At 72.8% G+C, this 20,746-nt stretch carries 16 protein-coding genes and 1 pseudogene; 11 read left to right on the forward strand and 6 right to left on the reverse strand.

Annotated features, from left to right (window positions below; all coding sequences use genetic code 11):
- Positions 1 to 28: 28 nt before the first annotated feature.
- Both ACFYS8_RS25445 and ACFYS8_RS25450 read left to right on the forward strand, forming a co-directional pair.
- Positions 29 to 1,159 (forward strand): sensor histidine kinase, encoded by a 1,131-nt coding sequence (locus ACFYS8_RS25445; RefSeq protein ID WP_387644650.1) that lies wholly within the window; start codon positions 29 to 31, stop codon positions 1,157 to 1,159.
- Positions 1,156 to 1,842, forward strand: a complete 687-nt coding sequence (locus ACFYS8_RS25450) for a response regulator (RefSeq protein WP_387644652.1) — start codon at positions 1,156 to 1,158, stop codon at positions 1,840 to 1,842. Before ACFYS8_RS25445 ends, ACFYS8_RS25450 begins: the two co-directional genes overlap by 4 nt.
- Positions 1,843 to 1,849: 7 nt before the next feature.
- Here ACFYS8_RS25450 and ACFYS8_RS25455 read toward each other — a convergent pair whose 3' ends face one another.
- Positions 1,850 to 2,440, reverse strand: a complete 591-nt coding sequence (locus tag ACFYS8_RS25455) for a hypothetical protein (RefSeq protein WP_387644655.1) — start codon at positions 2,438 to 2,440, stop codon at positions 1,850 to 1,852.
- A 348-nt stretch (positions 2,441 to 2,788) separates the two neighbouring features.
- On the opposite strand from ACFYS8_RS25455, the gene purN reads away from it, so the two are divergent.
- Both purN and purH read left to right on the forward strand, forming a co-directional pair.
- Positions 2,789 to 3,448, forward strand: coding sequence for a phosphoribosylglycinamide formyltransferase (purN, locus tag ACFYS8_RS25460; RefSeq protein WP_387644657.1), 660 nt, complete (start codon positions 2,789 to 2,791; stop codon positions 3,446 to 3,448).
- Entirely contained in the window at positions 3,445 to 5,028 is a 1,584-nt protein-coding gene (purH, locus tag ACFYS8_RS25465; RefSeq protein ID WP_387644660.1) for a bifunctional phosphoribosylaminoimidazolecarboxamide formyltransferase/IMP cyclohydrolase, read from the forward strand. Before purN ends, purH begins: the two co-directional genes overlap by 4 nt.
- 75 nt (positions 5,029 to 5,103) lie before the next feature.
- On the opposite strand, the gene ACFYS8_RS25470 is transcribed toward purH, so the two are convergent.
- The 3 genes from ACFYS8_RS25470 to ACFYS8_RS25480 all read right to left on the reverse strand — a co-directional run bounded on the left by ACFYS8_RS25470 (position 5,104) and on the right by ACFYS8_RS25480 (position 6,853).
- Complete coding sequence (locus ACFYS8_RS25470) at positions 5,104 to 5,826, reverse strand: RDD family protein (RefSeq protein WP_387644663.1); 723 nt, start codon at positions 5,824 to 5,826, stop codon at positions 5,104 to 5,106.
- 140 nt (positions 5,827 to 5,966) lie between these two features.
- Positions 5,967 to 6,437, reverse strand: coding sequence for a DUF2752 domain-containing protein (locus tag ACFYS8_RS25475; RefSeq protein WP_387644665.1), 471 nt, complete (start codon positions 6,435 to 6,437; stop codon positions 5,967 to 5,969).
- The gene (locus tag ACFYS8_RS25480; RefSeq protein ID WP_387644668.1) at positions 6,434 to 6,853 is read right to left on the reverse strand and encodes a hypothetical protein; all 420 of its coding nucleotides are present in this window, start codon (positions 6,851 to 6,853) and stop codon (positions 6,434 to 6,436) included. The genes ACFYS8_RS25475 and ACFYS8_RS25480 overlap by 4 nt, the downstream gene beginning before the upstream one ends.
- Before the next feature lie 242 nt (positions 6,854 to 7,095).
- Between ACFYS8_RS25480 and ACFYS8_RS25485 the strand changes: the two genes are divergently transcribed.
- From ACFYS8_RS25485 to ACFYS8_RS25515, 7 genes and pseudogenes are all read left to right on the forward strand, one after another.
- The gene (locus tag ACFYS8_RS25485; RefSeq protein ID WP_387644670.1) at positions 7,096 to 7,950 is read left to right on the forward strand and encodes a bifunctional methylenetetrahydrofolate dehydrogenase/methenyltetrahydrofolate cyclohydrolase; all 855 of its coding nucleotides are present in this window, start codon (positions 7,096 to 7,098) and stop codon (positions 7,948 to 7,950) included.
- Between the two features lie 17 nt (positions 7,951 to 7,967).
- Positions 7,968 to 8,366, forward strand: a complete 399-nt coding sequence (locus tag ACFYS8_RS25490) for a DUF3017 domain-containing protein (protein WP_387644672.1) — start codon at positions 7,968 to 7,970, stop codon at positions 8,364 to 8,366.
- A gap of 286 nt (positions 8,367 to 8,652) precedes the next feature.
- Positions 8,653 to 9,645, forward strand: a complete 993-nt coding sequence (locus tag ACFYS8_RS25495) for a malate dehydrogenase (RefSeq protein WP_387644674.1) — start codon at positions 8,653 to 8,655, stop codon at positions 9,643 to 9,645.
- Positions 9,646 to 9,714: 69 nt separating this feature from the next.
- Positions 9,715 to 11,028, forward strand: coding sequence for a hemolysin family protein (locus tag ACFYS8_RS25500; protein ID WP_387644676.1), 1,314 nt, complete (start codon positions 9,715 to 9,717; stop codon positions 11,026 to 11,028).
- 29 nt (positions 11,029 to 11,057) lie between these two features.
- Positions 11,058 to 12,095, forward strand: a complete 1,038-nt coding sequence (gene trpS / locus ACFYS8_RS25505) for a tryptophan--tRNA ligase (protein WP_387644679.1) — start codon at positions 11,058 to 11,060, stop codon at positions 12,093 to 12,095.
- Positions 12,095 to 12,652 carry a 2'-5' RNA ligase family protein gene (locus tag ACFYS8_RS25510; RefSeq protein ID WP_387644681.1) on the forward strand — a complete coding sequence of 186 codons (558 nt, stop codon included), beginning with the start codon at positions 12,095 to 12,097 and terminating at the stop codon, positions 12,650 to 12,652. The genes trpS and ACFYS8_RS25510 overlap by 1 nt, the downstream gene beginning before the upstream one ends.
- 124 nt (positions 12,653 to 12,776) lie before the next feature.
- A pseudogene (locus ACFYS8_RS25515) lies at positions 12,777 to 14,507 on the forward strand (stealth conserved region 3 domain-containing protein); the annotation flags it as partial.
- A gap of 9 nt (positions 14,508 to 14,516) precedes the next feature.
- Here the strand turns inward: ACFYS8_RS25515 and ACFYS8_RS25520 are convergent.
- A complete protein-coding gene (locus ACFYS8_RS25520) occupies positions 14,517 to 16,928 on the reverse strand; it encodes a CDP-glycerol glycerophosphotransferase family protein (RefSeq protein ID WP_387644684.1) in 2,412 nt (803 codons plus the stop codon).
- 113 nt (positions 16,929 to 17,041) lie between these two features.
- Positions 17,042 to 20,620 (reverse strand): CDP-glycerol glycerophosphotransferase family protein, encoded by a 3,579-nt coding sequence (locus tag ACFYS8_RS25525; RefSeq protein WP_387644687.1) that lies wholly within the window; start codon positions 20,618 to 20,620, stop codon positions 17,042 to 17,044.
- Positions 20,621 to 20,746: the final 126 nt, after the last annotated feature.

Consider the following 20,746-nt stretch of genomic DNA (forward strand, 5'->3'; position numbering starts at 1 on the left):
TCTCCCTCTCGGGAGGGAGGATGGCGTGATGCCCGCTCTGTTCGCCCCGCTGCTGCTGCCCGCGACCTGGGCCCGCTGGCTGCACCTGCTGGTCGGCACGGTGTTCGCCGGGATGGTGCTGCTGGTCTACCCGGGGACGGAGGGCGTCTCGACCGGGCGGGCGATGCTGCTGAGCGGTGCGGTCGACGTGCCGCTGCTGTGCCTGGTCGCGCTGGTGCCGGCGGTGCGTCGGGCGGAGGGCGTGCAGGCGCGGCTGCTGCTGGTGCCGGCCCGCGAGGAGTCGATCGGCGTCGCCCCGTCGGCGAGTTGGGCGGACCGCGGGCGGACGGCGCTCTGGCTGGTCGCCCGGGTGGCGCTCGGCATGGCGGCGGGCGCCGTGTCGGCCGCGGCGTTCGAAGCGGCCGCGCGGTGGCCGGTACTCGCGGTGCCGCTGCTGTGCGCGCTGCTGTGGCTGGTGGTGCTCGCCGGACGGCTCCAACTCGCCTTGGCCGTAAGGCTGTTGGGGCCGTCGGCGGCGGAGCGGCTGGCCGCGGCGGAGCTGCGCGCGGAGCGGCTGCTGGAGCGCAACCGGCTGGCCCGCGAGCTGCACGACTCGATCGGGCACGCGCTGACCGTGACGGTCCTCCAGGCGGGCGCGGCCCGGGAGGTCGCCGATCCGGCGTTCCGGGAGCGGGCGCTGGAGGCGATCGAGACCACCGGCCGCCGCGCGCTGGACGACCTGGAGCGGATGCTGGTGCTGCTGCGCGAGGCCCCCGAGGCGGCCGCCACCGAACAGCCCGGCCTGGACCGGGCCGAGGAGCTGTTCGCCGCCGCCCGCGCCGCCGGCAGCCCCGTCGACGCCGAACTGGACGTCCGCGCCGACGGGTTGCCGGGCGTGCTGTCCCGCGAGGCCTACCGGATCGTCCAGGAGGGCATCACCAACGCGCTGCGGCACGCGCCGGGCGCACCGGTCCGGATCAGGGCGCTGACCGCGGCCGGCGCGCTGGAACTGTCCTGCCGCAACACCCTGACCGGCAAGGGCAGTCCGCGCCGGGGCGGCGGCAAGGGCCTGCGCGGCGTGCGCGAACGCGCGGTGCTGCTCGGTGGCGACTGCGAGGCCGGCCCGGACGGAACGGACTGGGTGCTGCGGGTGCGGCTGCCGCTACGGTTGGGCCGGTGACGGTGATCGAGGTGCTGCTGGTCGACGACGAGGAGCTGATCCGGGCCGGCCTGCGCGCCGTCCTGGACGCCCAGGACGGCATCTCCGTCGTCGGTGAGGCCGAGGACGGCGCCCAGGCCCTCGGCCTGGTCCGCTCGCTGCGCCCCGACGTGGTGCTGATGGACGTCCGGATGCCCGGCCTGGACGGGCTGGCCGCGACCCGGGCGATCCTGCGCGCCGCCGACCGGCCGCCGAAGATCCTGGTGGTCACCACCTTCGAGGCCGACGACTACGTGTACGAGGCGCTGCGGGCCGGCGCGGACGGCTTCCTGCTCAAGCGCTCCCGCCCGGCGGAGATCGTCCAGGCGGTGCGGCTGGTCGCGGCCGGCGAGTCGCTGCTGTTCCCGGCGTCGATCCGCCGCCTCGCCGCGGCCCGGGCCGAGCGGGCGGCGGACGGCGGGGCGGTGGCCCGGGCCGGCCTGACCGAGCGGGAGGGGCAGGTGCTGCGGCTGATGGCGCGCGGCCTGTCCAACGCGGAGATCGGCGAGCGGCTGCACCTGGGCGTGCAGACCGTCAAGACGCACGTCAGCAGCCTGCTCGGCAAGCTCGGCGCGCGCGACCGCACCCAGGCGGTGATCGCCGCCTACGAGTCGGGCTTCGTCTCGCCGGCCGCCGACTCCTGTCCGGCCGCCGACGAGGCCTGAGGGCAGGTCACTCCGCCGGGCCCTCGTAGATCGTGGTCACCCAGGTGGGGACGTCGTTGCCGCAGCTGTGCACGCCCTCCTTGGTGATCGCGGAGTTCACGCAGTCCAGGTAGTCGTGGTACGCGAACTGCATGGTGAACGTCGACAGCGACATCACCAGCGCCAGACCGCCGGTGAGCAGCGCGCTGAGCGCCGCCGGGACCTGCGGGCGGACCGGGCGCGGCGCGAACGGGTCGGTGACCGGCTCGGCGGGCGCACGCAGCACGGTGACGGCGTACCAGACGGCGAGCAGGGAGAGCGGGAAGCCGATCCAGTACTGGCCGAACAGCACCGACAGCAGCGCGGCGAAGCCGGACAGCAGGGCGTTGCGGGCGGCGCGGTGTACCGGGTCGGACAGGTCGAGGCGGGGCCCCTGCGGGCCGGGTTCGGGGCGCGGGCCCCACTGCGGCGGCTGCGGGCGCTCGCCGTCCGGCTGTCCGTCCGTCCGGTCGCCGGACTCGGGCCGTTGCGGGACGCGGGGACGCCAGGGCTGGTCCGGGGCGCCGGGCGGAGGGGGCGCGAAGGGGTTGCGCTCGCCGCTGTCCTCGCCGCTGCTCATGGTGTCGGCCGTTTCTGCTCGTCGGTTTGTCCGCCCGGCGGTGGGGGAGTGGGCGGTCCGTCAATGATCCCCCAACCGGTCGGCGGCTGTACGGCACCCCGCCAGACCGCTGCCGGGCGGCCGGGAGATCCCCGTCTCAACTACGCGCGTAGCGTTGCGGGGTGGTTACGAGTGGCCTCCCACCAGCCGTTATCGTGGTGACGGTCGGCAGCTCCCGACGGTTCCCCGGGCCCCGCAGCGCCGCGGCCGCCCGCGCCCGTCGACGGCTCCCGACCTGCCGCCGCCCGTAGTGGCCCCACCGACGGTGGACGTACCAGCGGGCGACACCGACCTACGGAGAATCGCGCCGTGGCTGCCGCTGACGCCCAAGTGTTCCCGCCCCGCACCCCTGGACCGGCCCGGCTGGTGGCCCTGGTCTCCGGCTCCGGCACCAACCTCCAGGCGCTGATCGACGCCGCAGCCGACCCCGCGTACGGGGCGGAGATCGTTGCCGTGGGCGCCGACCGGTACGACATCGTCGGGATCGAGCGTGCGGAGAAGGCCGGTATCCCGGTGTTCGTCGAGCGGGTCAAGGACCACGCCGACCGGGCCGGCTGGGACGCCGCGCTGGCCGCCGCCGTCGCGTCGTACGAACCCGACCTGGTGATCAGCGCCGGGTTCATGAAGATCGTCGGCCCCGCGTTCCTCGCTGCCTTCGCCGGACGCACCGTCAACACCCACCCCGCGCTGCTGCCCGCCTTCCCCGGCGCCCACGGCGTTCGCGACGCGCTGGCGTACGGCGTGAAGGTCACCGGCTGCACCGTGCACCTGGTGGACGCCGGCGTGGACACCGGGCCGATCCTCGCCCAGGGCGCGGTGGAGGTCGAGGACGCCGACCACGCCGACGGCGGCGAGGCGCTGCACGAGCGCATCAAGACTGTCGAGCGCAAGCTGCTCGTCGAGGTCGTGGGCCGGCTGGCCCGCGAAGGACACCGCATCGAGGACCGAAAGGTATGGATCCCGGCATGAGCGCCGCTCCCTCCGCCAACGCCCCCGTCTCCGAGAACGTACGCCCGATCCGCCGCGCGCTGATCAGCGTGTACGACAAGACCGGTCTGGAGGAGCTCGCCCAGGGCCTGCACGCCGCCGGTGTCGCCATCGTCTCCACCGGGTCCACCGCCGGGCGGATCGCCGCCGCGGGCGTCCCGGTCACCGAGGTCTCCGAGCTGACCGGCTTCCCCGAGTGCCTGGACGGCCGGGTCAAGACCCTGCACCCGCGGGTGCACGCCGGCGTCCTCGCCGACCTGCGCCTGGAGTCGCACCGCGCGCAGCTCGCCGAGCTCGGCGTCGAGCCGTTCGACCTGGTCGTGGTGAACCTGTACCCGTTCACCGCCACCGTCGCCTCGGGCGCCACCCCCGACGAGTGCGTCGAGCAGATCGACATCGGCGGCCCGTCGATGGTCCGCGCCGCCGCCAAGAACCACCCCTCGGTGGCCGTCGTGGTCGACCCGGCCCGCTACGCGGACGTGCTGACGGCCGTCCAGGGCGGCGGCTTCGACCTGCTGACCCGCAAGCGCCTGGCCGGTGCCGCGTTCGCGCACACCGCCGCGTACGACGTCGCCGTGGCGAGCTGGTTCGAGGAGTCGGGCTACACCGAGTCCGAGGCCGCGTTCCCGACCTTCCTCGGTGACACCTGGGAGCTCGGCAACGTCCTGCGCTACGGCGAGAACCCGCACCAGCAGGCCGCGCTCTACACCGACGGCACCGGCGGCCTGGCGGGCGCCGAGCAGCTGCAGGGCAAGGAGATGTCCTACAACAACTACGTGGACACCGACGCCGCCCGCCGCGCCGCCTACGACCACGCGGGCCCGGCCGTCGCGATCATCAAGCACGCCAACCCGTGCGGCATCGGCACCGGCGCGGACGTCGCCGAGGCGCACCGCAAGGCGCACGCCTGCGACCCGGTCTCCGCGTACGGCGGCGTGATCGCCGTCAACCGCCCGGTCACCGTCGAGCTGGCCGAGCAGATCGCCCCGATCTTCACCGAGGTCGTCGTCGCCCCCGGCTACGAGGACGGCGCCCTCGAGGTGCTGGCCAAGAAGAAGAATCTCCGGGTGCTGCGCGCCCCCGAGGCCCCCGCCGACGCGCTGGAGTCGCGCCGCATCTCCGGCGGCCTGCTGCTCCAGCAGGTCGACCGCGTCGACGCCGAGGGCGACGACCCGTCGACCTGGACGCTCGCCACCGGCGAGGCGCTGTCCGCCGACGAGCTGGCCGAACTCGCCTTCGCCTGGCGGGCCTGCCGGGCCGTCAAGTCCAACGCGATCCTGCTCGCCAAGGACGGCGCCTCGGTCGGCGTCGGCATGGGCCAGGTCAACCGGGTCGACTCCTGCAAGCTGGCCGTCACCCGGGCCGGCGAGCGGTCGGTCGGCTCCTACGCCGCCTCCGACGCGTTCTTCCCGTTCGCCGACGGTCTGGAGATCCTGCTGGCCGCGGGCGTCAAGGCCGTGGTCCAGCCCGGCGGTTCGATCCGCGACGAAGAGGTCATCGCCGCCGCCGAGAAGGCCGGCGTGACCATGTACTTCTCCGGGACCCGGCACTTCTTCCACTGACCGGCCGGTCCCGAACACCGAGGGCCCCGCACTCCGTCTCCGGAGTGCGGGGCCCTCGGGCGTTGCCGGTGAGCGTTACTTCTTGATCACCACGGTGCCGGCGGCACGGTCGTGCCAGCCCTGCAGCTTGCCGGAGTTGTCGAAGAACGGCGACAGGAAGACCAGCACCTGGCCGATGCCGCACAGGAAGGCGCCGACCTGCGGGATGACGAAGCGGACGAAACCGCCGCCCACGCCCGGGTTCTGGCCGGTGTTCTCCTTGACCACGCGCAGGCCCAGGGCCATCTTGCCGAGGGTGGCGCCCATCAGACCGACCATCAGCCACTCGTAGAGCAGGTTGAAGACGGCGACCACGGCCATGAAGGAGAAGATCGCGGCGAGGAAGCCGGCGGACGCCTGGGCCTGCTCGTTCACGCAGTCCTGGTACGACGCGGTGCCGTAGGTGTAACCCGAGCAGTCCTTGACCTTGTCGGCCATGCCGATCGCACCGGCCAGGCCCAGGGCCATCGCGATACCGAGGACCACCGAGGTGATCAGGCCGTCCAGCAGGCGGGCCGCGAAACGCTGGCCCATGGTGGCGACGCGCACCATGCCGATGTTGGCGATGTTGATGTAGCCGTTGTTGGCCTGGATCGTGCCGGGCGCCTGCGGGTAGCCGTAGCCGTAGGCCTGTTGCGGCGGGACCTGGCCCTGCGGGTAGCCGTAGCCGGGCTGCTGCGGCGGCTGCTGCGGGTAGCCGTAACCCGGCTGCTGCTGCTGCTGGCCGTAGGGGTTGTTGGGGTCGGGCGGGTAGCTCATCGATGCCTCCGGGCAGGAAGGAGCGTGGACGGAACGAAAAAATCCTGGGGACGGGTGGGCAGGGGACACGCCGACCGCGTCGGAGAGTAGCGGACGAGTCCGACGAAGAGGGGATCAACAGTCAACCTCGGACCCTCCGTTCAGAGCGCGAGAAAGCCGAAGCGGGCCAACTCCCAGGCCCAGGCGGCCATCGCGGCCGCGCCGAGCAGCAGGTTCCGGCGGCCGTACGACAGCCGGCGCCACCAGCGGCCCGGGCCCAGCGGCGCGAACAGCAGCGCCGCCACCGCCACCACCGTCACCGGGTTCGCCGCCAGCGCGGCCCCCCAGTGCGCGTGGCCGGCCTCGATGAACACCGTGGTGCTGCCGCAGAACGGGCACGGCACGCCGGTCGTCGCCCGCAACGGGCAGAGCACGCCCGGGTCGTGGGCGTCGTGCACCGCCGCCACCGCGAGCGCCGCCCCGGCCGCCGCGGCCAGCCGCACCAGCACCCGCAGCACCACGCCCGGCACCGTCCCGGCCGACCGCCGCCAACGGGCCGTCAGCACGCCGCCGGACAGCGCCGACGGACGGGACGTCACCGGCACGGCCGGCCCGGGAGTCGCGGGGTTCATGACCTGGACTGGAGGACGATGAACCCGATCGTGAGCAGCACGGACAGCGCGCCCAGCACGATGCCGCCGATCGCGGCGGTCCGGCCCGTACCGCCCAACTGCGCCGACTGGTTCAGCCCCGAGACGCCGAGGCCCACGCCCACCAGGCCCACCACGCCGCCGTAGACGCAGGACAGCAGGATCGCGATGAAACCGAGCACCACCGAAGTCGTGGCGTGGTTGTTGCTCACCGCCATCGGAACGTTCGGCGGGTACGGGTGCGAGGGATGCGGCTGCTGCGGGTAGCCGTAACCGAGTTGCTGCGGCGGCTGCGGTGCCTGGGGATAGCCGTACGACGGCTGCTGCGGCGGCGGGCCCGGCGGTCCGCCAGCCTGGCCGTAACCGCCGTACGGATCCGGCTGGTACGGATTGCTCACTTGTCGATTCCCCCGACTGTGTTCGTCCCCCGCTGCCGGACGGTCCGTCACCAGGACCTGGGCGGCGGTACTTGCCTTGTCATCGTGAGCCTTGGCGCCGCACGCTGTCCAGCCACATGCAGGCCACCGCCACGAACGTGGCACAACCGCAACCCCCCGGCACGCTCCGTGTCCGCCAGGGACGCTCCGTGCACGCCCGCCCGGCGGCGCGGCGCGGACTCCCGATCCGGAAGAATGGAGACATGACTGCCCAGATTCTCGATGGCAAGGCCACCGCGGCCGCGATCAAGTCCGAACTCGCCGTCCGCGTGGCGGCCCTCAAGGAACGGGGCATCGTCCCCGGCCTCGGCACCGTCCTGGTCGGCGACGACCCGGGCAGCCGGTGGTACGTCAACGGCAAGCACAAGGACTGCGCGGAGATCGGCATCGCCTCCATCCAGCGCGAACTCCCCGCCACCGCCACCCAGGAGGACGTCGAGAACGTCGTCCGCGAGCTCAACGCCGACCCGGCCTGCACCGGCTACATCGTCCAGCTGCCGCTCCCCAAGGGCCTGGACCAGAACCGCGTCCTCGAACTCATGGACCCCGACAAGGACGCCGACGGCCTGCACCCGACCTCGCTCGGCCGCCTCGTCCTCGGCATCGACGGCCCGCTGCCCTGCACCCCGCTCGGCATCGTCGAACTGCTGCGCCGCCACGACGTCGCCATCGACGGCGCCGAGGTCGTGGTCGTCGGCCGCGGCATCACCGTCGGCCGCTCCATCGGCCTGCTGCTCACCCGCCGCAGCGAGAACGCCACCGTGACGCTGTGCCACACCGGCACCCGCGACCTCGCCTCCCACCTGCGCAAGGCCGACATCGTCGTCGCCGCCGCGGGCGTCCCGCACCTGGTCAAGCCCGAGGACGTCAAGCCCGGCGCGGCCGTGCTGGACGTCGGCGTCTCCCGCAGCGAGGGCAAGATCGTCGGCGACGTGCACCCCGGCGTGGCCGAGGTCGCCGCCTGGATCTCCCCCAACCCCGGCGGCGTCGGTCCGATGACCCGCGCGATGCTCCTCAACAACATCGTCGAGGCGGCCGAGCGCCGCGCCGGCGTCTGACACCGGTGCCCGGCGTCATGAAGCGCGCCCGCCGCCGACCCGTCACCACCGAGGGCACCCTGCCCCCGGAAGGCTCGGCGGCGGCCCTCGGCCGCGGCCACACCCTCCCGATGCGGCAGTGGCCGATCACCCTGGTGCTCGCCGTCGCCGCTCTCGGCCTGCTGGTCACCTGGGCCGGAAACTTCCGGCTCGGCCTGCTTGCCGTCGGCGTCGCACCCCTGCTCGGCGCCCTGCTGCGACTCGGCCTGCCGGACGTCGGCATGCTCGCCGTCCGCAGCCGGTTCACCGACATCACCCTGATGTTCGTCCTGGGCGGGGTGATCGTGCTGCTCACCCTGGTGGCGCAGCCCAACCCGTGGCTGAACGTCCCGATACTCGACAACATCGGACGGCTCATCGGGCACCCGGTGCACTAGCGCCACCAGGGGCGCGGGGAACTGCGCGAAGCGGAAGGCACCCACCCGCAAGATCGCGACGCAGGGCAATGACTTGCGCGTGATCGCGACCTTGCGGACGTGCTGTGCGCTTGTCGCGCAGTTCTCCCCCAGCCCTAGGGGGCTGGGAGGTGCCCCCACGCGCCCCTGTTTTCCCAGCCACCTGCCTTCGCGATAGCCTGTCTCGGGTCTCTCGACATCGAGAGATCATCCTCGGCTCCGGCGCCGATGTGCCTGGGGCGCCTGGCGACAGCTGGAGAAGGTAGATATGACTCGCACCCCCGTCAACGTCACCGTTACCGGAGCGGCCGGCCAGATCGGCTACGCGCTGCTCTTCCGCATCGCCTCCGGTCACCTGCTGGGTGCCGACGTGCCGGTGAACCTGCGCCTGCTGGAGATCCCGCAGGGCGTGAAGGCCGCCGAGGGTGTCGCCATGGAGCTGGACGACTGCGCGTTCCCGCTGCTGCGTGACATCACCATCACCGACCAGGCGAACGTCGCGTTCGACGGCGCCAACGTCGCGCTGCTGGTCGGCGCCCGTCCGCGCACCGCGGGCATGGAGCGTGCCGACCTGCTGTCCGCCAACGGCGGCATCTTCGGCCCGCAGGGCAAGGCGATCAACGACAACGCCGCGGACGACATCAAGGTCCTGGTGGTCGGCAACCCGGCCAACACCAACGCCCTGATCGCCCAGCGCAACGCCCCGGACGTTCCGGCCGAGCGCTTCACCGCGATGACCCGCCTGGACCACAACCGCGCCGTCGCCCAGCTGGCGAAGAAGGCCGGCGTGACGGTCGAGGACATCAAGAAGGTCACCATCTGGGGCAACCACTCCGCCTCCCAGTACCCGGACCTGTTCCACGCCGAGATCTCCGGCAAGTCCGCGTTCGACGCCGTCGGCGCCGACCAGGAGTGGGTGGAGAACTTCTTCATCCCCAAGGTCGCCAAGCGCGGCGCCGAGATCATCGAGGTCCGCGGCGCGTCCTCGGCCGCCTCGGCCGCGAACGCCGCCATCGACCACGTCCACACCTGGGTCAACGGCACCCCGGCCGGCGACTGGACCTCGATGGGCATCGTCTCCGACGGCTCGTACGGCGTGCCGGAGGGCCTGATCTCCTCGTTCCCGGTCACCACCAAGGACGGCAAGTTCGAGATCGTCCAGGGCCTGGACCTCTCCGAGTTCGACCGCGCCCGGATCGACGCCTCCGTCCAGGAGCTCGCCGAGGAGCGCGACGCGGTCAAGGAGCTCGGCCTCATCTGAGCGCCGCTCCGCCGCGTGTGAACGGCCGGGTGCCCACGGGGCGCCCGGCCGTTCTCCTACACTCGGGCCGTGAGCGAAACCCTGCAGGACGCCGCGCTCGTCCTGGTGTTCATCATGCTGGGCGGTCTGTTCAACGTCGCCGAGATCGCGCTGATCTCGCTGCGCGAGGGGCAGATCCGCACCCTGGAGTCGGCCGGCTCGCGCCGCGCCGCCCGGGCCGCGCACCTGGCGGCCGATCCGAACCGGTTCCTGGCCGCCGTGCAGGTCGGCGTGACGTGCATGGGCTTCCTGTCGGCGGCGTTCGGCGCCGACACGCTGGCCGGCAAGCTCGCCCCGGTGTTCGTGAAGGCAGGCCTCTCGGACGGCGTCGCGGACGCGGTGGCGCTGGTCGGCCTGACCCTGGTGATCTCCTACGCCTCCCTGGTGCTGGGCGAGTTGACGCCCAAGCGGATCGGTCTGCAGCGCGCCGAGTCGATCGCCCTGCTGGCCGCCCCGGTGGTGGACGTGATGTCGGTGGCGCTGCGCCCGGTGATCTGGCTGCTCGGCCACTCCACCAACCTGATGGTGCGCCTGCTGGGCGGCGACCCGTCCGCCGGCCGCGGCGTGATGAGCCCCGAGGAACTCCGCGGCCTGGTCGCCGCCAACACCGAACTCGGCTCGGACGAACGCGAGTTGATCAACGAGGTGTTCGCGGCGGGGGAGCGCCAGCTGCGCGAGGTGATGGTGCCGCGCACCGAGGTGACCTTCCTGGACGCCGACCGGCTGGTGCGCGAGGTGCGGTCCGAGACCGACTCCTCCCCGCACTCCCGCTACCCGGTGGTGGAGGGCTCCTACGACGCCGTCACCGGCTTCGTGCACGTCCGCGACCTGTACGGGGTGCGCGGCGAGCAGGCCGCCCGGGTCCGCGACCTGGCCCGCCCCGTCAAGCTGCTGCCCGCCACCAAGCGGGTGCTGGAGGCGATGAGCGAGATGCGCCGCGAGGGCCACCACCTGGCCATCGTGGTCGACGAGTACGGCGGCACCGCCGGCATCGTCACCCTGGAGGACCTGGTCGAGGAGGTGATCGGCGAGATCCGCGACGAGTACGACGCCCAGGACACCACGGCGACCCGCCGGCTGGCCGGAGGCGGCGTCGAACTCGACGGCCTGCTCAATCTCGCCGACTTCGCCGAGGAGACCGGCTTCACCCTCCCCGAGGGCCCGTACGAGACGGTCGCCGGCTTCGTGGTGCGCGAGCTCGGCCGGCTGCCGCAGAAGGGCGACCAGGTGCTCACCGAGTCCGGCGCCCGGCTCACCGTCGCCCGCCTCGACGGGCGCCGGATCGAACGGCTGCGGGTGAGTGCCGTCACACTGCCCAACCCGGGTGCTCAGGACGTTTCCTGAGCGGCCCGGGGAACTGGAACAATGGGCGCATGGTCAACGCAGCGGTCACCGGTCCGGTGAAGGACCGTCCCCGGGTGCTCTCCGGCATCCAGCCCACCTCAGGCTCATTCCACCTGGGCAACTACCTCGGCGCGGTGCGTCAGTGGGTCGACATGCAGGAGGCCAACGACGCCTTCTACATGGTCGTCGACCTGCACGCGATCACCGTCGAGCAGGATCCGGCGACGCTGCGGCAGAACACCCGGGTCTCCGTCGCGCAGCTCCTCGGCGCCGGCCTCGACCCGGAGCGCTGCACCCTGTTCGTGCAGTCCCAGGTGCCCGAGCACGCGCAGCTGGCCTGGGTGATGAACTGCCTCACCGGCTTCGGCGAGGCCTCCCGGATGACGCAGTTCAAGGACAAGTCCCTCAAGCAGGGCGCCGACCGCACCACCGTCGGCCTGTTCACCTACCCCGTGCTGATGGTCGCCGACGTCCTGCTCTACCAGACCCAGACCGTCCCGGTCGGCGAGGACCAGCGCCAGCACCTGGAGCTCACCCGCGACCTCGCGGAGCGCTTCAACACCCGCTACGGCAAGACCTTCACCGTCCCCGAGCCGTACATCCTGAAGGCCACCGCCAAGATCCAGGACCTGCAGGACCCGGCGGCGAAGATGAGCAAGTCCGCGGTCAGCGACAAGGGCCTGATCAGCCTGCTCGACCCGCCGAAGACCAGCGCCAAGAAGTTCAAGAGCGCCGTCACCGACACCGACACCGTCGTCACCTACGACGAGGCCGGTAAGCCCGGCGTCTCCAACCTGCTGCGCATCCACTCCGCGCTCAGCGGGATGAGCATCGAGCAGCTGGTCGCGCACTTCGACGGCAAGATGTACGGCGCCCTGAAGACCGAACTGGCCGACCTGTTCACCGACTGGGTCACCCCGTTCCAGACCCGCGTCCAGGGCTACCTGGACGACCCGGCCGAGCTGGACCGGGTGCTCGCGCTCGGCGCCGAGAAGGCCCGCGCGGTGGCGTCCGAGACGCTCGCCGAGGTGTACGACCGCGTCGGCTTCCTGGCGCCGAAGCGCTGATGCCGACGGCTGCCGCCCCCGATGGTGACGGTCTCCCCGAGACCGTCACCATCGGCGTGTCCATACACGTCCCGGAACCGTACGGCAGCCAGGTGCAGGACGCCCGGGCCGGCCACGGCGACCCGCAGGCCCGGTCGATACCCACCCACGTCACCCTGCTGCCCCCCACCGAGACCAGCGCCGACCGGCTCCCCGGCATCGAACACCACCTGCGCACGGTGGCCGCCGCCCACCGCCCGTTCCGGATGCTCCTCCAGGGCAGCGGAACCTTCCGCCCCGTCTCCCCCGTGGTCTTCGTCCGGGTCGAGGAGGGCGCCCAGGAGTGCCGCGCCCTGGAGGCCGAAGTCCGTTCCGGCCCCCTGGCCCGCGAACTCGCCTTCCCCTACCACCCCCACGTCACCGTCGCCCACGGCCTCCCCGACCCCGTCCTCGACCAGGCCCACGAACAGGCCCGCACCTTCCGCGCGGTCTTCGACGTCACCGAATTCGTCCTCTCGACGTTCGGCGCGGACGCCGTGTGGCGGCCGTGGCGCAGCTACGCGTTCGGTCGATCCTGAGCGTTTCGGCCGGGGATTCCTGGAGTTGTCTGGGAGTCCTTTGCCATTCCTTCACCTGGGCTTTCTCCGTTGTTACCGTCGAATCGGACCATCGCGGAGCGGGAGAAGAATGGCTGGCAGGTCGATGCGGAGACTGGCGCGGCGTTTTGCGGGCCGGGTGCTCCGCCGACTCGGCGTCCTGCCGGCGCCCGTTCCCGCAGCTGCCCCGGCCCCGCCGCCGGACCCGCAGCGGGTTCGCGAGGACGAGCTGCTGGCCGCCGACCGCCGGCTGGTGCGGCACCACGACCGGCTGGCCGAGCTCCGTGACGACCTGCTCGCCCCGCAGGCCCACCAGGCCAACCTGACCGCCGCCGCCGAGGCGCTGGACGCCGCGGACGTGCGCTACACGCTGATCCCCGACCGCGGCCCGCGCCACCGGCTGGCCGTTCCCCCCGGCGGCCGGGACCGGGTGCTGGACATCATCGCCGACACCTTCCGCGGCGCCCCCGTGTACGCCGCGCTGCTCGGCCACGGCAGTGTGCACCGCACGGTGCTCGCCGAGGAGCTGCCGCAGGCCGTCGCGGAGCACGAACTGCCGCCGCCGGCGGAGGAGACCGCGCAGGACACGGGCGAAGCACCGGACGGCGCGACCGACCCGGTGGAGCCCGGCGAGCTGCCCGAGCGGGTCAAGGGTGTGCGCCTGTTCCGGCCGGTGGTGACCGGCACCCGCACCCTTTACTACGGCGAGGACTACGGCTGCGACCTGGAGTTCTGGGACACCGACGGCTCGGCGCGCGGCGCCGTCGCCTCGATCGACGAGACCCCGTTCGGCTGGTGGCTGCCCTCGCTGGAGGTGGCCGGCACCGTCCGGGTCGGCGGCCACGACTACCCCGTCGCGGAACCGTTCCTGCACGCCCTGCCCGAGGACGTCCGCTTCCCGGTGGACGCCGTGATCACCTGGGTCGACGACCGCGACCCCGCCTGGCGCGAACGCCGCGACGCCGCCCGCGCCCGGCTGTACGGAGACGCCGCGCCGTCCGCCGACGACACCGACCACGACGACGGCGACCACCGCTACCGCAACCGCGACGAACTGCGCCACTGCCTGCGCTCGATCGCCATGTACGCCCCCTGGATCCGGCGGATCTTCCTGCTCACCGACGACCAGACGCCGTCCTGGCTGGACACCTCGGTGCCCGGGCTGACCGTGGTGTCGCACCGCGAACTGCTGGACGGCGGGCCGGTGTTCAACTCGCACGCGATCGAGACCGGACTGCACCGGATCCCCGGCCTGGCCGAGCACTTCCTGTACTTCAACGACGACATGTTCCTCGGCGGGCCGGTCCGCCCCGAGCACTTCTTCCTCGGCAACGGACTGCCCAGGGTCTTCCGCGACACCCGGATCGTCCCGCCGTCCGCCGGGGCCGGCACCGCCGATGTCTACACGGCCGCCCAGCAGAACACCCGGCGGGCGCTGGAACGCGACCACGGCCGGGCCTTCACCCGGGTGCTCGCGCACGTCCCGTACGCGCTGCGGCGCACCCTGCTGGAGGACTCCGCGCGGCGCTGGCGGACCGAACTGGAGGCCACCGGCAGCTCGGCGTTCCGCTCCGCCACCGACGTCGCCCCCGTCACCCTGGCGCTGTACCACGCGCTGCTGCGCGGCGCCGCGGTCGACGGCACCCTCGCCCACGGGTACCTGGCGGTGGACTGCGTCGAGGACCGGGACCGGATGACCCGGCTGCTCGGCGAACGCGACCTGCTGGCGTTCTGCCTGGCCGACGGGACCGGCGACGGCAGCCCCGCGGAGGAGCAGGACCGGGCGATGGCCGCGTTCCTGGCCGCGTACTTCCCGGTGCCCGGCCCCTACGAGCTGCCCGCCGACTCAGCCGGCGGCGCCGAGGGCGAGCATCCGGTCGACCAGCCGGACCGCCGCCGCGCCGTCGTCCAGCGGGCAGAACCGCTCGCGGAACGCGCGATAGCTCTCCCGGTACCGCGCCGGGTCGAGGTCGCGTAGCGCGGCCACCACCTGATCGGAGCCGGTCAGCAACGGGCCCGGGGCCTGGGCCTCGAAGTCGAAGGTGAAGCCGCGCAGCCGGTCGCGGTAGTGCTCCAGGTCGTAGGTGAAGAACAGCATCGGACGGCCGGTCACCGCGAAGTCGAACATCACCGAGGAGTAGTCGGTGACCAGCACGTCGGCGATCAGCAGCAGGTCCTGGACGTCCGGGTAGTCGGCGACGTCGCGGACGAAGTCGTCGTCCGGCAGCGCGCCGCCGCAGTGCACGTGCGGGCGCAGCAGCAGCACGTGGTCGTGGCCGAGGGCGGCCCGGGCGGCGGCCAGGTCGAGCTGGAGGTCCACCTCGAAGCGGTCGCCGGGGCCGCGCCGGTCGTCCCGCCAGGTCGGTGCGTACAGCACCACCCGGCGGCCGGGCGGCACCCGCAGCCGGCGGCGGACGGCGGCCACCTCGTCCGGGTCGGGCCGGACCAGCCGGTCGTTGCGCGGGTACCCGCCCTCCAGCACCTCGCCGCGGTGGCCGAAGGAGGCGACCAGCTCCGGGGTGGCGAACGGGCTGGGCGACAGCAGCAGGCTCCACTGCCGCACCTCGCGGTCCAGCCGTTCCAGGTAGCCGTCGGCGGTGGTGCGGTTCTCCGGCATGCGGTGGCCGATCCGTTTCAGCGGGGTGCCGTGCCACAGCTGGACCACCACCTGGCCGTCGCGGCGGTGCAGGAAGTCCGGGAAGTGCGTGTTGCCGACCAGGTAGCGGCAGGTGGCGAGCGCCTCGTACCACTCGGGGCTCCACTGGCGGACCGTACGGACCGGCCCGGGTGGCTGCTCCTGGCCGTCGTCGATCACCCACAGGTGTTCCAGCGGGAGCTTCCGGCGGGCCAGTTCGGCGTGCACGGCGCGCGGGTTGCAGGCGTAGCCGCGGCCACCGAAGACGTCGTACAGCACGGCGTCGCGCAGCGGGCGGCGGCGGGCGGCGGGGTAGCTCCCGGTGCGCAGCCGGTGCTGGCTCAGGGCGCTGCGTTCGAGGGCGGCGAGTACCGGGAGGCTGTCCACGATCAGGGTGTCGTGCCAGCGGCGCTGCAGCAGGAAGGACTTGTCGCCGGCCCGGCCCGGGGCCGGGAGCAGTGGCAGTACGGCCGGGTGCAGCCGCAGCGGGTGGCCGGGGTGCCGCCCGGGGCCGACGGGGTACAGCAGGGCCTCCCAGATGCCTTTGCCGAGCGGGCGGGGCACGCCGTCCGGCCCGTCGGGGGTGAGCGGCAGCCGTACGGTGAAGCGGTCGCCGTCGGCGGGGTGGACGGCCGTGCGCCGTTCCCGGCCGTCGCCGCAGTGCCGCAGCACCAGCTCCAGTGGGGCGTCCGGGCGGCCGGGGAACTCGCCGGCCAGGTCGAAGCCGCCGTCGGCGGGGGTGATCCGGTCGATCAGCGGTTCGCCCGGCTGGACGCAGAACTGCAGCCGGTCGTCGGCGAGTTGCTTGGCGTACAGCACCTGGCCGGCGGGCACCGGCAGCTGGCAGCTGCCGGTGGGAGGGTGGCGCAGGACGAGCGGGGCGTCGCCGTCGGGGAGCGTCAGCGAGGGCTCCCAGTGGCCCTCGGCGAGACGCGGGAGGGTGCCGGCGAAGGCGGTGAACTCGTGGCCCTGCCAGTGCACCAGGCTCTGCACGACGGCGCCGGTGTCGCGGTGCCGCAGGACCAGGGCCCCGCTGGTGCCGGTGGCGGTGCCGCGCAGTTCGAAGCCGTCGGGGCGGGAGCGGCAGGAGTCGACCCGGGCGCGGGCCGGGCGCACCGTCAGATTCAGCGCGCCGTCCTCGACGGTCGGCACCAGTTGGAGCGCCGGGCCGGTCCATCCGGCGGGCGGGTACTCGCCGCTGCCGCACCAGTGGCCGGCCAGCGGGGCGCGGGCCCGGCGCGGGCCGCTGCCGACCACCGCTTCGACCCGCCAGCCGGGGACCGGCCGCAGCGCGGGGGCGTGCAGCAGCACCGGGTCGAGGCGGGCGGTGAACCCGGTCCAGTCGAGGCTGTGCCGGGTCTGCGCGCTGTCGTCGGTCGCCTCGGGCAGGTAGTGCGGGACGGTGCGCAGCCGCAGCGGGCGCCGGCTCCGGTCGGTGGGGTGCAGTTCCAGCACGATGCGGGTCTGCCCGGGGCGTTCGCCGGGTGCGTCGAGGAGCCGGCCCTCGCCGGTCAGGACGAGTTCGCCGCCCTCCCAGACGGCGCGGCGCAGCGCGGCGGCGGCGGCCGGTTCGGTGGGGCGCGCGGGCCGGGCGGTGGTGGGGCGCCGTACGAGGTGGGACATTCCCGATATCCCAGTGCACAATGCCGGGGAAAGTCAATTCCCCCCCTTTGTCAAAAAGGGGGGGAATTGATTTATTTACATACGATATTCGTTTTTCCCGGGGCTGTTCCCGCTCACTTGCCTTCGGCGAGCAGCGCGTCCGTCACCCGTCCGGCGGCACCGCCGTCGTCCAGGTCGCAGTACGCCTCGCGGAACGCCGCGTACTTGTCGGCGTACTCGGCGGTGACCTCCGGCAGGTTGCCGAGTGCGGCGACCACCTCGGCGGAGGTGGTGAGCAGCGGGCCCGGGGCCTTGCTCTCCAGGTCGAGGCTGAAGCCGCGCAGGTTGTCGCGGTAGTGCTCCAGGTCGTAGGTGAAGAACAGCACCGGACGGCCGGTGTTCATGAAGTCGAACACCGAGGAGGAGTAGTCGGTGACGAGCACGTCGGCGACCAGCAGGAGCTCCGCCATGTCGGGGTAGGTGCTGACGTCCCAGACGTAGCCGTTGCCGGCCTCGGGGAGGCGGCCGCGGACGACCTCGTGGGCGCGGACCAGCAGGACCTGGTCGTCGCCGAGGGCGGCGCGGGCCGCTTCGAGGTCGAGCTGCAGATTGAGCTGGTAGCCGCCGTCGGGCAGGCGACGGTCCTCGCGGTAGGTGGGTGCGTAGAGCACCACCTGCTTGCCCTCGGGCAGGCCGAGCTGCTCGCGGACCCGCTCGGCGGTCTTCTCCCGGTCGGGGGCGAAGAGCAGGTCGTTGCGCGGGTAGCCGGTCTCCAGCAGCGTGCCCTGGAAGTCGAAGGCGCGGCGCAGCACGGGCGCGGCCCAGCGGCTGCCCGCCACCAGCAGGCTCCACTGCGGCACCTCCTCCTTGAGGTGCTCGAGGTAGCCGGAGTCGGTGAACCAGACCTTCTCGAAGTCGGTGCCGATCCGCTTCAGCGGGCTGCCCTGCCAGGTCTGCAGGACGACCTGGCCGGGGCGGCGGCGGAAGTACGTCGGCAGGTGGGTGGAGGTGACGATGTACTTGGCGGTGGACAGCGCCTCGAACCACTCGGGGGAGCGGTGCCGGACGCACTCGGCGGTCTGCGGCAGCTCGGCCTGCAGGTCGACGGAGGTCCACAGGTGGCGCAGCGGCAGGCCGCGGCGGACCAGTTCCTCGTGCACGGCGCGCGGCGAGTCCGCGTACAGGCCGCCGTCGGCGGCCCACCAGTCCTCGCGGACGGTGTGGTAGAGCACGGTGTCGGTGAGCGGACGGCGCTGGCCCTCGGTGTACGCGTGGCGCAGCTGCCGCTGGCGGTAGCCGCTGCGTTCGGCGGGGGACAGCGCGTCGGGGGAGTCCAGCGACAGGCTGTCGTAGACGCGGCGCTCCAGGGTGACCCGCTTGCCGCGGGCCTCCAGCTCCAGCGGCAGGGTGTCGAAGGTGGACGCGGCGAGCACCGCGGCCGGCCACTCGCTGTCGACGGGGGCGCCGACCGGGCGGAACAGCACCGTCCAGGTGCCCTTGTGCAGCGGGACCTCGCCGGCGAAGGACGCGTTCGGCACGGCGGGCAGCGCGGCCCGGAAGCGGCCGTCGGCGATCTCCACCGGGTAGGCGTGCTCCTCGCGGCGCTTGGCGTGCAGGATCACCAGTTCGTAGCGGTGGGTGCCGGGCAGCGGGAAGGAGCCGCTGAGCACGAAGCCCTCGCCGCCCTTGGCCCGGGTGATCTCCTCGACGACCGGCTGCAGCACCTGGTCGCACAGCTGCAGGTAGCCGCTGGGGGAGGGCTTGGCGTACAGCGCGCGGGCGCCGTCGCCGATCGGCAGGTGCAGGCTGACGGGGGCGCGGCGGTCGTCCAGGACGACCGGCAGGCCGGTGCCGTCGGTGAGCTTGAGTTCGAGGTCCCAGCGGTCGCGGGTGCGCTTCTCGGCGGTCGGGTCGAGGGCGTTCCAGGCCTCGCGGACGGCGGTCAGCTCGGCGACCCGGACGTGCGCGGTGAACGGCAGGTCGCGGCCGGCCGGGACGCCCAGGTCCAGCGGGACCAACACGTCGCGCTCGGACTCGACGTGCTTCAGCCGCAGTTCCGCGCCGGCCAGGTCGGCGCCGGAGCGGACCAGGCCGCGCAGTTCGAGGGTGCCGCCCTCGGCGGACACCGAGGTGGCGCGGGCGCGCACCCGCTCCACCCGCAGCAGCAGGTGGCCGTCACGCTGCCACGGCACCACCCGGACGTCGTCCTCGACCCAGTGCACGGGCGCGTACTCGGCGCGGTCGTGCCAGCCGACCGACACCCGGCCCTTGTAGACGCCGCCCTTGCCGGCGCCGGCCACCAGCACCCGCCAGGAGCCGTCCTTCCACTCGCCGCGGTGCTTGAGCCGCTGCGGGTCGATGGTGGCGGAGAAGCCCGCCCAGTCGCAGCTGTACAGGTCATGCGGCGAGCTGGCGGTGGCCTCCGGGCTGAACTCGGCCCGGGTCGGCACTGCCACCACGCGACGGCCCTTGGCCTCGCGCAGCACCAGCGCCTTGACCATGTCGTGCTTGTTCTCGGCGCCCAGGTGCTCGGGGAAGGCGTGCCCGGTCAGCTGGAGCCGGCCGCCGGACCAGCGGGCCTCGTACACCCGGGAGCGCATCACCAGGGCGTTGCTGAGCCGCAGCACGTCCGCGGGGACGCTCTTGCGGCCGCCGCGCAGGAACGGGTAGTCGGCGTACGGGCGGAGCAGGCCGCGGGCCGGGGCGGCGCCGTTGCTGTCCTTCTCGAAGCGCAGCTGCTCGATCAGCTCGGCGAGCCGGCCCTGCAGGGTCAGGTGGTACTTGAGCTTCAGCGGGGCGCGCAGCTTGCGGACCTGGTCCGGGCCGATGGCACGGAGCAGGCGGCCGGCGGACTCCAGGTAGGCGGCGTTGTACTCCGGGTCGCCCTCCAGCACCGAGCCGAAGAACATCGGGATCTCCTCGACGAGGTTGTTCTCGTCGTAGGAGTGCAGGTACTTGCGGAACTTCGGGTCGCTCTGCTTGCCCAGCCAGTCGCGGACCAGCTCCATCGACTTGACCCGGTCGATGACGCCCTTGGGGTTGGTCTTCATCTGGGTGATCGACATCTCGCCGACCTCCCGCTCGCGCCAGTGGTAGATCGGCTCGGCGAGCACGTCCACCCGGCGGGCCAGGTAGTGGTGCGGCACGCTGACCGGGGCGTCCTCGTACAGGATGCCCTCGGGGTAGAGCACGCCCGCCTGGTCGAAGAACGAGCGGCGGTACACCTTGTTCCACGCGGTGCGGTCGGTGACCAGCGCCGGGATCTCGGTGATGTGGGTGCGCAGCCGGGTGGCCGCGAACGGCTTGCGGTGGCCGCCCGACTGGTAGTGGCCGACGGCGCGGAAACGCAGCACGTTGCCGGTGCAGAAGTCCGAGCCGGTCTCGTCCAGCGTGCCGATCATCAGCTCGTAAGCGGACGGCGGCATGGTGTCGTCGCTGTCGACGAACGCGAGGAACTCGGTGCCCTCGGAGATGTGGCGGTAGCCGGTGTTGCGCGCCGCACCGAGGCCCTTGTTCACCTGCTGGACCAGCCGGAAGCGCGAGTCCTTCGCGGCGTAGGCCTTGGCGATGTCGGCGCTGGAGTCCTTGGAGCCGTCGTCGACCATGACGCATTCGAAGTCGTCGAAGGTCTGGGCGGCGATCGAGTCGAGGCACTCCTCGAGATAGCGCTCGACGTTGTAGATCGGGACGACGACGGACAGACGGGGGGCCATCGGGAGCGCAGAGCCTTTCCTCAGGGAGTGCTGCCGGGTGGGCCCGGCAGATGTGTCGAAACCCGGACCGGCACCAGCCGCGATCCTACCTCTCCGGGCTTGCTAGTCTGCGCCTGGCCAGGCCAG

The sequence above is a fragment of the Kitasatospora sp. NPDC004615 genome, assembly GCF_042873545.1.
Lineage (GTDB): Bacteria > Actinomycetota > Actinomycetes > Streptomycetales > Streptomycetaceae > Kitasatospora.